Annotated in this window: 15 protein-coding genes; 8 read left to right on the plus strand and 7 right to left on the minus strand. The window is 68.5% G+C overall.

The genetic code is table 11. From position 1 onward, the window contains the following. Window positions 1–258 precede the first annotated feature (258 nt). The 3 genes from EJC49_RS21180 to EJC49_RS21195 all read left to right on the plus strand — a co-directional run bounded on the left by EJC49_RS21180 (window position 259) and on the right by EJC49_RS21195 (window position 4,983). Window positions 259–1,311: a carbohydrate ABC transporter permease gene (locus EJC49_RS21180; protein ID WP_126701925.1), complete on the plus strand. Its 1,053-nt coding sequence runs from the start codon at window positions 259–261 to the stop codon at window positions 1,309–1,311. Continuing rightward, on the plus strand, window positions 1,311–2,414 hold the full coding sequence (locus EJC49_RS21185; protein ID WP_126701926.1) for an ABC transporter ATP-binding protein: 1,104 nt from the start codon (window positions 1,311–1,313) through the stop codon (window positions 2,412–2,414). Before EJC49_RS21180 ends, EJC49_RS21185 begins: the two co-directional genes overlap by 1 nt. 223 nt (window positions 2,415–2,637) lie before the next feature. Continuing rightward, window positions 2,638–4,983, plus strand: a complete 2,346-nt coding sequence (locus EJC49_RS21195) for a glycoside hydrolase family 31 protein (RefSeq protein WP_170314816.1) — start codon at window positions 2,638–2,640, stop codon at window positions 4,981–4,983. A 20-nt stretch (window positions 4,984–5,003) separates the two neighbouring features. Here EJC49_RS21195 and EJC49_RS21200 read toward each other — a convergent pair whose 3' ends face one another. From EJC49_RS21200 to EJC49_RS21210, 3 genes are all read right to left on the minus strand, one after another. After that, a complete protein-coding gene (locus EJC49_RS21200; protein WP_126701928.1) occupies window positions 5,004–5,480 on the minus strand; it encodes a ribonuclease toxin HepT-like protein in 477 nt (158 codons plus the stop codon). Next, window positions 5,477–5,803: a nucleotidyltransferase family protein gene (locus EJC49_RS21205; protein WP_170314817.1), complete on the minus strand. Its 327-nt coding sequence runs from the start codon at window positions 5,801–5,803 to the stop codon at window positions 5,477–5,479. The genes EJC49_RS21200 and EJC49_RS21205 overlap by 4 nt, the downstream gene beginning before the upstream one ends. Window positions 5,804–5,887: 84 nt before the next feature. Further along, complete coding sequence (locus tag EJC49_RS21210; RefSeq protein WP_126701939.1) at window positions 5,888–6,685, minus strand: IclR family transcriptional regulator domain-containing protein; 798 nt, start codon at window positions 6,683–6,685, stop codon at window positions 5,888–5,890. A gap of 111 nt (window positions 6,686–6,796) precedes the next feature. Here EJC49_RS21210 and EJC49_RS21215 point away from each other — a divergent pair, with 111 nt between their 5' ends. Genes EJC49_RS21215 through pcaF form a run of 3 tightly spaced genes read left to right on the plus strand, consistent with a single transcriptional unit; the run spans window position 6,797 to window position 9,393 of the window. Next, window positions 6,797–7,516 (plus strand): 3-oxoacid CoA-transferase subunit A, encoded by a 720-nt coding sequence (locus tag EJC49_RS21215; RefSeq protein WP_126701930.1) that lies wholly within the window; start codon window positions 6,797–6,799, stop codon window positions 7,514–7,516. After that, on the plus strand, window positions 7,513–8,181 hold the full coding sequence (locus EJC49_RS21220) for a 3-oxoacid CoA-transferase subunit B (protein WP_126701931.1): 669 nt from the start codon (window positions 7,513–7,515) through the stop codon (window positions 8,179–8,181). Before EJC49_RS21215 ends, EJC49_RS21220 begins: the two co-directional genes overlap by 4 nt. A gap of 3 nt (window positions 8,182–8,184) precedes the next feature. Further along, window positions 8,185–9,393 carry a 3-oxoadipyl-CoA thiolase gene (pcaF, locus tag EJC49_RS21225; RefSeq protein WP_126701932.1) on the plus strand — a complete coding sequence of 403 codons (1,209 nt, stop codon included), beginning with the start codon at window positions 8,185–8,187 and terminating at the stop codon, window positions 9,391–9,393. A gap of 104 nt (window positions 9,394–9,497) precedes the next feature. On the opposite strand, the gene EJC49_RS21230 is transcribed toward pcaF, so the two are convergent. After that, on the minus strand, window positions 9,498–10,475 hold the full coding sequence (locus EJC49_RS21230; RefSeq protein ID WP_126701933.1) for a carbon-nitrogen hydrolase family protein: 978 nt from the start codon (window positions 10,473–10,475) through the stop codon (window positions 9,498–9,500). Window positions 10,476–10,654: 179 nt separating this feature from the next. On the opposite strand from EJC49_RS21230, the gene EJC49_RS21235 reads away from it, so the two are divergent. Both EJC49_RS21235 and EJC49_RS21240 read left to right on the plus strand, forming a co-directional pair. Next, window positions 10,655–10,945, plus strand: a complete 291-nt coding sequence (locus EJC49_RS21235) for an ArsR/SmtB family transcription factor (RefSeq protein WP_126701940.1) — start codon at window positions 10,655–10,657, stop codon at window positions 10,943–10,945. 44 nt (window positions 10,946–10,989) lie between these two features. After that, complete coding sequence (locus EJC49_RS21240; protein WP_126701934.1) at window positions 10,990–12,117, plus strand: alkene reductase; 1,128 nt, start codon at window positions 10,990–10,992, stop codon at window positions 12,115–12,117. 27 nt (window positions 12,118–12,144) lie between these two features. Here the strand turns inward: EJC49_RS21240 and EJC49_RS21245 are convergent, their stop codons facing one another. From EJC49_RS21245 to EJC49_RS21255, 3 genes are all read right to left on the minus strand, one after another. Continuing rightward, window positions 12,145–12,549, minus strand: coding sequence for a type II toxin-antitoxin system VapC family toxin (locus EJC49_RS21245; protein ID WP_126701935.1), 405 nt, complete (start codon window positions 12,547–12,549; stop codon window positions 12,145–12,147). Further along, a complete protein-coding gene (locus tag EJC49_RS21250) occupies window positions 12,549–12,809 on the minus strand; it encodes an antitoxin (RefSeq protein ID WP_126701936.1) in 261 nt (86 codons plus the stop codon). The genes EJC49_RS21245 and EJC49_RS21250 overlap by 1 nt, the downstream gene beginning before the upstream one ends. Before the next feature lie 68 nt (window positions 12,810–12,877). Next, a partial coding sequence (locus EJC49_RS21255; protein WP_126701937.1) for a GlxA family transcriptional regulator occupies window positions 12,878–13,521 on the minus strand: 644 nt, incomplete at its 5' end.

Below are 13,521 nucleotides of genomic sequence, written 5' to 3' on the forward strand. Positions count from 1 at the left end.
TTCGAGCGTCGCATACCCCCACCCCTCACCCCTCACCACAAGGGGGAGGGGGACGTCGACGCGGAGCCACTCGTCCGATTCCGTATACCAGAAGGTTTGCAGTCGCTCCGTTGGCTGCTGGCCGCGGCGTTTCCGGTCTCCCTCCCCCTTGTGGGGAGGGGTAAGGGGTGGGGGTACGCCTCGCGCCGTTTCCGCCCGATGGCGCACGACAAGTTGCGGCACGTCGAGAACGCCCGCCCCCGATCAGGACCGCTCACCATGACCGCCGTCCTCGCCTTCCTCACCCGCCGTCGCGGCCACAAGCGCTTCGACCTCACAGACTGGCTCACCTGGGGCTACCTGCTCGCCGCCGTCTTCCTGATGTTCGGCCCGGTGTTCTGGCTGGCGCTGTCGTCGTTCAAGACCGAATCCGCCCTCCAGGAGTATCCGCCCACCATGCTGCCGCTGGCGCCGGTGACGGTCACGGTCGAGGGCTACGAGGACCCCTTGCAGCTCTTCCGGGTGACCGGCGGCGAGCACGAGGGCAAGGTGCTGGCGCAGGTGCGCCGCATCGGTCTCAACGCCCAGATGGTCGATCCCGCCAATCCCGGTGAGCGCCTGAACGTCAACATCAACGACCGCGTGCCCGAGCGCGAGTTCACGCTGGCGATCGGCAACTACACGACGCTGTTCGACCGGTTCAACTTCGCGCTCTATTTCTGGAATTCGGTCTTCATCACCGTCGTGGCGACCATCATCACCGTCCTGTTCAACTCGATGGCCGCCTTCGCGCTGTCGAAATACAAGTTCCGCGGGCGAACGCTGGTCTTCATCCTGATCATCGCCACCCTGATGATCCCGCCGACGATCAACCTCGTGCCCATCTTCCTCGTCGTCTCCGAACTGGGGCTCGTCAACTCGCCCTGGGCGGTGATCTGGCCGGCGGTGGCGACGCCCACGGGCGTGTTCCTCCTGCGCCAGTACATGCTCACCATCCCCGACGACCTCCTCGATGCCGCGCGCATGGACCATGCCTCGGAGTGGCGGGTCTACTGGCGCATCGTCCTGCCCCTGTCGGCGCCGGCGCTCGCGGTGCTGGTCATCTTTTCGGTCATGTGGCGCTGGAACGAGTTCCTCTGGCCGCTGATCGTGCTCAATCGCTCCGAGCAGTTCACGCTGCAGCTGGCGCTGAACTCCTTCCAGGGCGATCTCCAGACCGCCTGGGCGCCGCTCCTGGCGATGACCGTGCTGACGCTGCTGCCGATCACGCTGGTCTTCGCCGTCCTGCAAAAGTACATCACCGCGGGTATCGCGCAGTCGGGGGTGAAGTGATGGCCGTTCTCGAACTCGACGGGCTTCTCAAGGACTACGGCCAGGTGCGCGCCATCCACGGCGTCGATCTGAGGATCGAGAACGGCGAGTTCTGCGTCTTCGTCGGCCCGTCGGGCTGCGGCAAGTCCACGCTGCTGCGCATGATCGCCGGGCTGGAGGACATCTCGGGCGGCGAACTGAGGATCGACGGCGAGCGCGTCAACGAGCAGCGGGCGTCGGAGCGCGGGCTGGCGATGGTGTTCCAGACCTACGCGCTCTACCCGCACATGACCGTGCGCCAGAACCTCGCCTTCGGGCTGGAAAACATCCGCACGCCGAAGCCGGAGATCGAAGCCCGCGTGGCCGAGGCCGCGCGCATGCTCCAGATCGAGGCCTATCTCGACCGGCGGCCGAAGCAGCTTTCGGGCGGCCAGCGCCAGCGCGTGGCGATCGGGCGCGCGGTGGTGCGCGAGCCGCGCGTCTTCCTGTTCGACGAGCCGCTGTCGAACCTCGACGCCGAACTGCGCGTCACCATGCGTGGCGAGATCTCGACGCTGCACCGGCGGCTCGGCAACACGATGATCTACGTCACCCACGACCAGGTGGAGGCCATGACCATGGCCGACAAGATCGTCGTTCTGCGCGATGGCCGCATCGAGCAGGCCGGCTCGCCGCTCGACCTCTACAACACGCCGAGAAACAGCTTCGTCGCCGGCTTCATCGGCTCGCCGCGCATGAACTTCATCGACGTCACCGTGACCGGCATCGACGGCGAAGGCGTTTCGCTGACCGACGCGGCCGGCAATGCCTACCGCGCGGCTGTCTCCGGCGACGGGCTGGCGACCGGCCAGCCGGCCGAACTCGGCATCCGCCCCGACCATCTGGAAATCGGCGACGGCGATGGCGCCGCCGTCACCGTCCAGTCGGTCGAGCAGCTCGGCGGCGAATCCTACCTCTATTGCGAAGCCGCCGACGGAACGAAGCTGACCGCGCATCTGCCCGGCCAGACGGCGATCCGTCGCGGCGAAACCGCCCATCTCGTGCTGCGGCCGCAGTTTACGCACGTCTTCGCCAAGGAAGGCGGGCTGGCGCAGAAGCGGCTGGTGATCGGGGAGGCGGTGTAGCCACTGCACCAGAATTCGAAGACAAAGCACTCTTCGGCGCCCCCTCTGTCCTGCCGGACATCTCCCCCACGAGGGGGGAGATCGGCAGTTTCGGCCACGCCGCCCGTTCTCCAATGCTGGCGACTGGCCAAGCCGCAGGTGACGGCCAATCTCCCCCCTCGTGGGGGAGATGTCCGGCAGGACAGAGGGGGGCGCGACGGAACGCAAACATATCGGAAAAGCTATGACCTTCCTCGCCCTCGCATCCCCACTCTCCACCACCTCCGCCACCCTCTCCGCCCCGCTGACCGGCGGCTTCACGCTCCGCGTCGAGGCGCTCGCCGACTGGCTGCTGCGCATCGCCGTCGTCCCCGAGGGCGGGCTCGCCGTCGACCGAACCTGGATGATCGCGCCCGACGGCGACGTGCCCTGGGCCGGGCGCGACCGTCTCTCGACCGAGGGCTTCGCCCCGCTCGCCGCGACGCCTGCCGCCGACGGACACGGCGTCCGGTTCGGCGACGACTGGGCGGTCGAAATCCAGGCCGCGCCGCTGGCGCTCACCGTCCGCCGCCGCGACGGCGACGGCTGGAAGACGGTCGTCGCCGATCGGCCCACCGGCGCGTACCAGTGGTTCGAAAAGCGCGGCCTGTTCCGGCATTTCCAGGCGCGCTCGCTTGCCGACCGGCACTACGGCCTCGGCGACAAGGCCGGCCCGCTCGACCACACCGGCAAGCGGCTGCGCTGCCTGCAGACCGACGCGCTCGGCTACGACGCCGAGACGCAGGACCCGCTCTACAAGCACGCGCCGTTCGTGATCGCCGACAGCGACGAGGGCGGCGCGACGGGCCTCTTCTACGACACGCTGTCGGAAATCACCTTCGATCTCGGCGCCGAGCATTCGAATTATCATCCGCACTACCGCCACGTCGACGCGCAGGAGAAGGGCGTCGTGCTCTACGTCATCGCCGGGCCGAAAGTGTCCGACGTGGTGCCCCGGCTGATGGCGCTCACGGGCCGGCCGGCCTTCGCGCCGCGCTGGTCGATGGGCTTTTCCTTCACCACCATGCACCATGCCGACGCGCCGAACGCGCAGGCGGTGATGACCGGCTTCGCCGAGCGTTGCCGCGCCGAGCACATCCCCATCAGCGCCATCCACTCCGGTTCGGGCTACACGACGAAGGCCGACGGACGGCGCTACGTCTTCACCTGGAACGAGAGCAAGTTCCCCGACCGCGCCGGCTTCTTTCGCCGGCTTGGCGAGCTCGGCTTCAACACCTGCGCCAACGTCAAGCCGGTGCTCCTGACCGAGCATCCGGCCTACGCCCAGGCCGCCGCCGAGGGCTGGTTCGTCCGCCGTGCCGACGGGCAGCCGGCGGTGGAGATGTTCTGGGGCGGCAACGGCTCCAGCCTCGACTTCACCAACGAGGCGACGGTCGACTGGTGGAAGGAGGGCATCACGCGCCAGGTGCTCGACGCCGGCTTCACCGCGGCCTGGAACGACAACAACGAATGCGAGCTGTGGGACGAGACGGCGACGGTGGCCGGTTTCGGCGCGCCGCTTCCCGCCATCGACATGCGGCCTGTGCATGCGCTCCTGATGAGCCGCGCCACCTGGGAGGCGACGCTGGCCCGCGAGCCCGACAAGCGCCCCTACACGATCAGCCGCGCAGGACCGATCGGCATCGCGCGCTATGGCGAGACCTGGTCGGGCGACAACCGCACCTCATGGCACACGCTGAAATGGAACCTGCGCCAGGGCCTGTCGATGAGCCTGTCGGGCATGCCCTTCACCGGCCACGACATCGGCGGCTTCGACGGGCCGAAGGCCGGACCCGAGCTCTTCGTGCGCTGGATCGAGATGATGTCGCTGCACCCGCGCGCGGTGATGAATTCGTGGAAGCCGCAGCTCACCGACCCGACCAACACGCCCTGGATGCACCCGGACGTGACCGACAAGGTGCGCGCCGCGCTTTCGCTGCGCTACCGGCTGATGCCGCATCTCTATTCGCTGGCTTTCCAGGCGCATCGCGACGGCACGCCGGTGATTGCGCCGACCTTCTACCATTTCGACGACGCCGAATGCCTTGTCGACGCCGACGTCTTCATGCTGGGGCGGGACGTGCTGGTGGCGCCGGTGGTGGCGGAGGGCGACTTCCACGTCCGGGCCTGGCTGCCGCGGGTCGCCGGCGGCTGGCACGATCTCCACACGGGCGACGTCCACGAGGGCGGGCAGACGGTCGAGATCGCCGCGCCGCTGGGGCAATTGCCGGTGCTGGTGCGGTCCGGCGCGATCCTGCCGCTGGCGACCGCCTGGCCCGACACCGCGCCGCACGACGCGAGCGCCGTCGACCTGACGCTGTTCGCCGGGCCGGGCGAGGGGACCGGCGAAGCCGAAATCTTCTTCGACGACGGTCTCGGCTTCGGCTACCGCGACCGCGACGCCTCGCTGGTTGCGTGCTCCGCGACGTGGAGCGCCGACCGCGTCCGCCTCGCCGCCGAGGAGCGCTGGAGCGGTCGTGGCCGGCCCGCGATCACGCTTTCCGCGCGGGGTCTCGGCGGACGGGCGTTCGAGGGCGACTTGCAGATCTGAGGCTCGGGACTGAGCAGTCCTCAACCGTCGTCGATGAGCCGCTTGAAGGCGTCGACTGCAATCGGCAAGGCAGTCGAAAGCCGACGAGCGGCCTCGATCGAGGGGAGCGCGCGCTCGGCCTTGAAGTCGCCGTACCCATGAATGACGCGGTGTCTGAAAGACCTCGTTTCGTGCAGGTCCGACGCGACGTCGTCTGAAAACACGGGGGGCCTGGACCGCTCGCCTTCGATTCCACCCCGGAGTCGCTCGATCAGCTTGTAGTGCCAGTCCTCGCCCTGGGGCGCCTCTTCGGACAGCAGCCGGAGAAGCCGCAGCATTCCTGCTTCCGCCGAGGTGTAGGCCGACTGCAAGGCATGCATCAGCGCCATTCTGGCGCGGTAGCCGTCGATCCCCGGCGCATCGAATCCACCGACGTCGTAGAGCGTGCATCCGTTCGCGAAATGCTCCGCGGCGGCAGCAAAGTCGGCATCGATGTCTATCCAGCGCGCGTCGGTCATTGCAGCACCCGGCCATCGCGGACGATCCGCTCCAACAGGGCAGCCGACAGGTCAAGCTTGAGATGCACGTCGGGACGGAGACCGGCATCGATGCAAAGCCTCTCGGCAAAATCGCGTGCCTCGCGCTCGATCGGCAATGCGAAATCCACCATCAGATCGTAGTCGCTGTCATGGTGTAGGTCGCCTCGGGCTGCGGAGCCGAATACAACGAATCGTCCTCCGTGGCGTCGCGCATAGTCAGCTAGCGACGGCTCGACAGTTGCGACGGCCGTGCGGATGCGGTCGACCTGCTTCTGCTTCCGTTCGGCGACTTTTGCGATCATGCGCGGTGCTCCGACGAAAGCATAGCGGGGGAGTGCTGGGGGGGCAACGCGGATAGGCGGATAGCGGCAGCGACGCCCCATGCCTCACTGCACCACGAAAAAATCCTCGATCCGACGCGCCGCGTCGCGCAGCGCGGGCAGCACGTCGGCGGTCATGGTCGTGGCCGACAGGCGGGCGGACTGGGTGGAGACGTTGATGGCCGCCACGGCGCGGCCGGTGCGGTCGCGGATCGGCACGGCTATGGAGCGCAGGCCGGGCTCCAGTTCCTCGTCGACCAGCGAAAAGCCGTCCGTTCCCGCCTTCCGGATCGCGTCTTGCAGCGCCGCGCGGTCGGTCACGGTCTTGCCGGTCAGCGCCCGGATGTCGGCGCGGGCGAGGAAGGCGTCGAGGTCGGCGGGCGACAGGTCGGAGAGAAGCACCCGCCCCATCGAGGTGCAGAAGGCCGGCAGCCGGGTGCCGACATGCAGCGCCACCGACAGGATGTGGCGGCCGGGCACGCGGGCGACATAGACCACGTCCTGCCCCGACAGCACCGCGGCCGAACAGGCCTCGCCGAAGTGCTGCGAGACCTCCCGCATGAAAGGCTCCGCGAAGCTCCACAGCGAGGCGCCGCCGAGCCAGGCCCGGGCAACCGCGATCAGCCGCGACGACAGGCGAAAGACGCGGCCGTCCTGCACGGCATAGCCGGAAGCGACCAGCGTCAGCAGGAAGCGGCGCGCGCCGGCGCGGGTCAGGCCCGCCTTCTCCGCCATCTCGGTGAGCGTCAGTCCCTGCGGATGCGCGGCGAGGATCTCCATCACCGCCAGCCCGCGCGTCAGCGAGCCGACCAGGTCGCGATCGAGGGGCGCGACCAGGTCGCGGTCGGTGGGCTGCGCGCGCATTGACTTCGGTTCGGGGTCCATGTAGATACGTATCGCATACAAAACATCTGTTCGCAATGCGAACATTCGGCAGCGAACGAGACTGCCGCGCGGTGGAGGGTTCGACCGAGCATGAACAAGATCTATCCGGGCATCGAAGAGGCGCTCGACGGCATCGAGGACGGCATGTCCGTGATGATCGGCGGGTTCGGCGGCGCGGGCGCGCCGATCGAGCTGATCCACGCGCTGGTCGCCCGCTACAAGGCGACCGGGTCGCCGGGGCGGCTGACCGTCATCAACAACAATGCCGGCAATGGCGCGATCGGCATCGCGGCGATGATTTATGCCGGCATGGTGGCGAAGATGGTCTGCTCCTTCCCGCGCTCCTCCGACCCGAAGGCCTTCACCGACAAGTATCTGGCCGGCGAGATCGAGCTGGAGCTGGTGCCGCAGGGCACGCTGGCCGAGCGCATCCGCGCCGGCGGCGCGGGCATCCCCGCCTTCTACACGCCGACGAGCTTCGGCACCGACATCGCCAAGGGCAAGCCCGTGGCGGAGTTCGATGGCCGCTCCTACGTGCAGGAGCGCTGGATGAAGGCGGACGTGGCGCTGATCAAGGCGGAGCTGGCCGACCGCAAGGGCAACCTCACCTTCCGCAAGGCGGCGCGCAACTTCTCGCCGCTGATGGCGATGGCGGCGAAGACGACGATCGTCCAGGCCAGCCGCGTGGTCGAGCCGGGCGCGATCGACCCCGAAACGGTGGTGACGCCCGGCATCTTCGTCGACCGGATCGTCGAGGTGCCGAACCCGGCCCAGGAAGAGGCGCTGCTGCGCGAGGGAGCGAAGTCATGAAGAAGCTTTCGAACGCGCAGATCGCCTGGCGCGCGGCGCAGGACCTGCCGGACGGCGCCTATGTCAATCTCGGCATCGGCTTTCCGGAAATGATCGCCACCTTCAAGCCCGAGGGCCGCGAGGTGACCTATCACACCGAGAACGGCATCCTCGACTTCGGCGAGGCGCCGCCGGCCGGCGAGGAGGACTGGGACCTCATCAACGCCGGCAAGAAGGCGGTGACGCTGAACCCCGGCGCCTCCTTCTTCCACCATGCCGACTCGTTCGCCATGGTCCGCGGCGGGCATCTCGACGTCGCCGTGCTCGGCGCCTACGAGGTGGCCGAGACCGGCGACCTCGCCAACTGGAGCACGGGGCCGGGCTCCGTTCCGGCCGTCGGCGGCGCGATGGACCTCGTGCACGGGGCAAAGCAGGTCTGGGTGGTCACCGACCACGTCACCAAGAAGGGCGAACCGAAGCTGCTCGAGAAATGCCGCCTGCCGCTGACCGGCGTCGGCTGCGTGACGACGATCTACACCAGCCTCGCCGTCATCGACGTGATCGACAAGCGCTTCGTCGTGCGCGAAAAACTGCCATCCATCAGCATCGAGGCGTTGCAGGCCGTGACCGGCGCGACCCTCGTCGTCGGCGAGACGGTCGGCGACCTCAACGTTCCGGAGCTCTGAGCCATGCGCGACGCCTACATCTGCGACTATGTCCGCACCCCGATCGGCCGCTTCGGCGGCTCCCTGTCCTTCGTGCGCGCCGACGATCTGGCCGCGATTCCGCTGAAGGCGCTGGTCGAGCGCAACGCGGGCGTCGACTGGGAAGCGATCGACGACGTGGTCTATGGCTGCGCCAACCAGGCCGGCGAGGACAACCGCAACGTGGCGCGCATGGCGGTGCTGCTGGCCGGGCTGCCGACGGTCATCCCCGGCTCGACGGTCAACCGGCTGTGCGGCTCGGGCATGGATGCGCTGACCATCGCGGCCCGCGCCATCAAGGCGGGCGAAGCCGAGATCATGATCGCCGGCGGCGTGGAATCGATGAGCCGCGCGCCCTTCGTCATGCCGAAGGCCGACACGGCGTTCTCCCGCAACGCCGAGATCTACGACACCACGATCGGCTGGCGCTTCATCAACCCGTTGATGAAGAAGCAGTACGGCGTCGACTCCATGCCGGAGACCGGCGAGAACGTCGCCGCCGAGTTCAACGTCAGCCGCGCCGACCAGGACGCGTTCGCCGTGCGCAGCCAGGACAAGGCGGTTGCCGCGCAGGAGAACGGGCGGCTGGCCAAGGAGATCGTCCCGGTCACGATCCCGCAGCGCAAGGGCGATCCGGTCGTCGTGGCCAAGGACGAGCATCCGCGCGCCGGCACCACGGTCGAGACGCTGGCCAAGCTCGGCACCCCCTTCAAGAAGGAAGGCGGCACGGTCACGGCCGGCAATGCGTCAGGCGTCAATGACGGCGCGGCGGCGCTGATCGTCGCCTCGGAAGCAGCGGTGAAGAAATACGGCCTGACGCCCATCGCGCGCGTGCTCGGCGGTGCCGCGGCCGGCGTGCCGCCCCGCATCATGGGCATCGGCCCGGCCCCGGCGTCGAAGAAGCTCTGCGCGCGGCTCGGCCTCAAGCCCTCCGACTTCGACGTCATCGAGCTCAACGAAGCCTTTGCCTCCCAGGGCATCGCCGTGCTCCGCGACCTCGGCATCCCCGAGGACGCGGAGCACGTCAATCCGAATGGCGGCGCCATCGCGCTCGGCCATCCGCTCGGCATGTCCGGGGCCCGCATCTCGGGCACGGCGGCGCTGGAGCTGCGGGAGCGCGGCGCGAAGCTGGCGCTGGCGACGATGTGCATCGGCGTCGGCCAGGGCATCGCCATCGCGCTGGAGCGGGTATGACGCCGCGCGGCCCTGCACGCAGCAGGGCCGCCGCAGCTTTCGCCGTGTGATGCCGGGATCGCGCGCGGCAAGCGAATCCGCGCTCGCCCGCGAAGGTGCGAGCGCTACTGCCCGCCCTCTCGCCGATGCAGCACGGGCGCCTTGGTGTTCACCGCGAGCTGGAACACGTCGGCGCGGTTGTAGTGGCCGGCATAGTCGCGGCTCAGCTTGCGCCGGACGGCCTGTTCCAGGTCGCAATCGGCATAGAGGATGCCTTCCTCGTTGCCCATCGGCCCCGCCAGGATCTCGCCGTTCGGCGCCACGATCATGCTGCCGCCCGTCGATTCAGGCTTGCGCAGCCAGGCCTCGTGCTCCGGGCTTGGCTCCAGCCGCGCAATGGTGTCGTCGTCGAGCGCGCCGCAGGCCGAGACCACGAAGGCGCCGGCCACTTCGGCGAAGTTGCGCGCCGCGACCTCGGCGATGCGCCGGACGGGCGCGGCGTTGGGGCCGACATAGGGCGGCCAGCTCATGGCGTGGACATGGGTGTGCTGGGCGGCGAGCGCGAAGACGGCGAGCGGATTGTTGTTCTCGCCGCAGATCAGGCTGCTCATCGGGCCATGCGGCGTCGGAAAGGTTCCGAAGGTGTCACCATGGCCGCCCGCATGGGCAAGCCGCTCGGCCGCCGTCGGCATCAGCTTCTGGTGCTTGCCGATCACGCTGCCGTCGGCGCCGATGTAGATCTGCGTGTTGAACAGGGTGCCCAGCGTTCCGCCGATTTTCTCGCACACACCCATCACGACCACCGCGCCCGCCTCGCGCGCGGCCTCGCCGAGCTGGTCGGTCACCGGACCGGGGATCTCCACCGCGTTCCTGAACAGGTCGAGAAGAAAGCCGTTGGCCTTGGGGCCGGTCGCCACATGGTGGTGAAACCAGTTCGGGTGCGAGGGGATGAAACCTTCCGGGAAGACCACGAGCTGGGCGCCGTTTCGGCCGGCCTCGCGGATCAGGTCGCAGGCCTTCAGCGTCGCGGCCTCGCGATTGATGAACGGACAGGCAGCCTGCACTGCGGCCACCTTGAGTTTGGGATATCGATCGCCAGCCATGTTGCGGTCCTTGTTGTCCGGACATCATTCCCAAAACTCGGGCTGGTTTGTCAAACATTCGCCCCGCCATTCAGGGCCACCCGCGCCCTGCGGCCGGACATGGCGGAAATTTCGGATCGACCCCTTACAATCGACTCTCGCCGATCTATATATCGATCATGACCGATCTAAACATCGAGATTGATCGAGACGCGATCCTGAAGGCGCTGGCCAGTCCGGTGCGGCGCGAGATGCTGGCCTGGCTGAAGGAGCCGGACAGGCATTTCTCCGCCGAGATGCATCCACTGGAGATGGGCATCTGCGCCGGCCAGTTCGAACGCTGCGGTCTGTCGCAATCCACCGTCTCGTCGCACCTGTCGGCGCTCGTCGCCAGCGGCCTCGTCACGCAGAAGCGGGTCGGCCAATGGGCGTTCTACCAGCGCAACGAGCCGGTGATCGCCGCCTTCCGCGCCGCGCTCGACGATCTCTGACGACCGGTCTGCCTCGAGCATCCTCCCCAAGCAAAGGACTTCCCATGACCACGCTCTTCGACCCGATCACGATCGGCGACATTCCGCTCGCCAACCGCATCGCCATGGCGCCGCTGACGCGCAACCGTTCGCCCAATGCGGTGCCCGGTCCCTTCGCCGTCGAGTACTATACCCAGCGCGCGGCCGCCGGCCTCCTGATCACCGAGGCCACCGCCATCAGCCATCAGGGGCAGGGCTATGCCGACGTGCCGGGGCTCTACGGCGCCGACCAGCTCGCCGGCTGGCGCAAGGTGACCGACAGCGTCCATGCCGCCGGCGGCAGGATCGTCACGCAGATGTGGCATGTCGGGCGCATCTCGCATGACAGCCTGCAGCCCGGCGGGGCCAAGCCGGTCGCGCCGTCTGCGATCCGCGCCAAGTCCAAGACCTATCTCGTCGGCGCCGACGGCTCGGGCACGTTCGCCGAGACCTCCGAGCCGCGTGCGCTCGAGCTGGACGAGATCCCCGGCATCGTCGAGGACTACCGCCGCGCCGCGAAGGCCGCAGTCGGCGAGGCCGGCTTCGACGGCGTCGAGATCCACGGCGCCAACGGCTACCTGATCGACCAGTTCCTGCGCTCGGGCAGCAATCACCGCACCGACGCCTATGGTGGTTCAATCGAAAACCGCGCGCGCTTCCTGTTCGAGGTCGTCGACGCGGTGATCGAGGGTGCGGGCGCGGGCCGCGTCGGCATTCGCCTGTCGCCGGTGACGCCGGCCAACGATGCCTTCGATCCCGATCCGCAGCCGCTGTTCGAATACGTCGTCAAGGGTCTTGCCGCGCGCGGCCTCGCCTTCATCCACGTCATTGAGGGCGCCACGGGCGGCGCGCGCGACTTCACCCAGGGCGACCAGGCATTCGACTGGGACGCCTTCAAGGCTGCCTACCGCGATGCCGGCGGCACGGGTGCCTGGATCGTCAACAATGGCTACGACAAGGCACTGGCGCAGGAAGCTCTTGCCAGCGGCCGGGCCGACCTCGTCGCCTTCGGCCGGCCCTTCATCGCCAATCCGGATCTGGTCGAGCGCCTGCGCCGCGACCTGCCGCTCGCCGAACCCGACCGCGCCACGATGTATGGCGGCGGCGCCAGGGGCTATGTCGACTATCCGGCCTGGAGCGACAAGGCGGCCTGATCCTCGCGACGACAGACGGGCGGCGCCTCAGGGCGCCGTCCAGTCCTCCACGGTCAGCCCCGGCACGTGGCGGAACGCGGCATCGTTGGTGACCAGCGTCGCATCGGCCTCCAGCGCGTGCGCGGCGATCAGCAGGTCGAGGGGGGCGAGGGACTTGCCGTTGCGTGCCATCGCGTAGCGAAGGTCCGCATAGATATCGGCGGTCTCGGAGGTCCAAGGGAGGATGGTCGCTTCCGCCAGGAGCGCCGCCGTTGCCGTCCTCAGGCGCTCTCCGACGTCCCTTCGCTTCAGCCCGTACCAGAGCTCGCCACAGGAGATCGCGGACACCAGGATCTGCTCGGTCGAATTCGCCATTATCCGTTCGAGGGCCTTTCGAGAACGGCCAGAGCTGGCATAGCTGATGATGTTGGTATCCAGCAGATAGCGCGCCATCAGGCGTAGGGGTCTCGATCGTCCGGCCGGCGGTCGCGCCACGGGAACCCTTCGGGCACATCGTCGGGCGTGACCTCGCCGACCGCTTCCTTGAACCGCTCCCAGTTGCCCGTCCGCTCCAACCGCTTCGGCGCCAGGATCACCTCGCCCGGCATGGGGCCCGGGCGGAACTCGACCTCGGTTCCCTCGAAGCGGAACCGGTCGGGAATGCGCACCGCCTGGCTGTCGCCGTCCCTGAAGAGCTTTCCGATCTCACCCATCGCAACCTCCTGCCAGCCGCGCTTCAGACAACACATAGCATTTCGCGGCCGGTCCGGCCAAGGCGTGCTCAGCCTCGCCGCATCCGCATCGGCGGTTTGCCGAAGGCCTTCGCAAAGGCGCGGCTGAAGGCGGCTGACGAGGAGAAGCCGGTGCGGGCGGCGATGTCGGCCATCGGCTCGGCGGTGTCGAGCACCAGCCGGCGAGCCGCGTTGAGGCGCAGGCGCAGATAGTAGGCGCCCGGCGTCTCGCCGATGGCGGCGGCAAAGATCTTCTCCAGCGTGCGCGCGGTGACGCCGGCGCGCAGCGCGATGGCCGGCACGGGCAGCGGGCGGTCGACATGGCTTTCCATCAGCCGGATCGCCTGCGCCAGTCGCGGATCGTAGCCGTCGAGCCGCCCGAGCGAGACCAGCGGCTGCGCATCGGTGGCGGCGCGCGCCTGATCGTAGATGAACACCGAGGCGACATCGAGCGCCACCGCCATGCCGAGCCGCGAGCGGACGAGATGCAGCATCAGGTCGAAGGTCGGCGAAGCGCCGCCGGTGGTGAAGACGGGCCCGTCGATGACATAGCGGTCAGGCCGCACGTCGATGGCCGGAAAGGCGGCGGAAAAGTCCTCGAGGTCTTCCCAGTGGGTGGTGGCGGCGCGGCCGTCGAGCAGGCCGGCGCGGGCCACCAGCCAGCCGCCGGCCTCCACGCCGCCGACGGCGCGGG

This window comes from Aquibium carbonis, from assembly GCF_003970795.1.
GTDB lineage: Bacteria > Pseudomonadota > Alphaproteobacteria > Rhizobiales > Rhizobiaceae > Aquibium > Aquibium carbonis.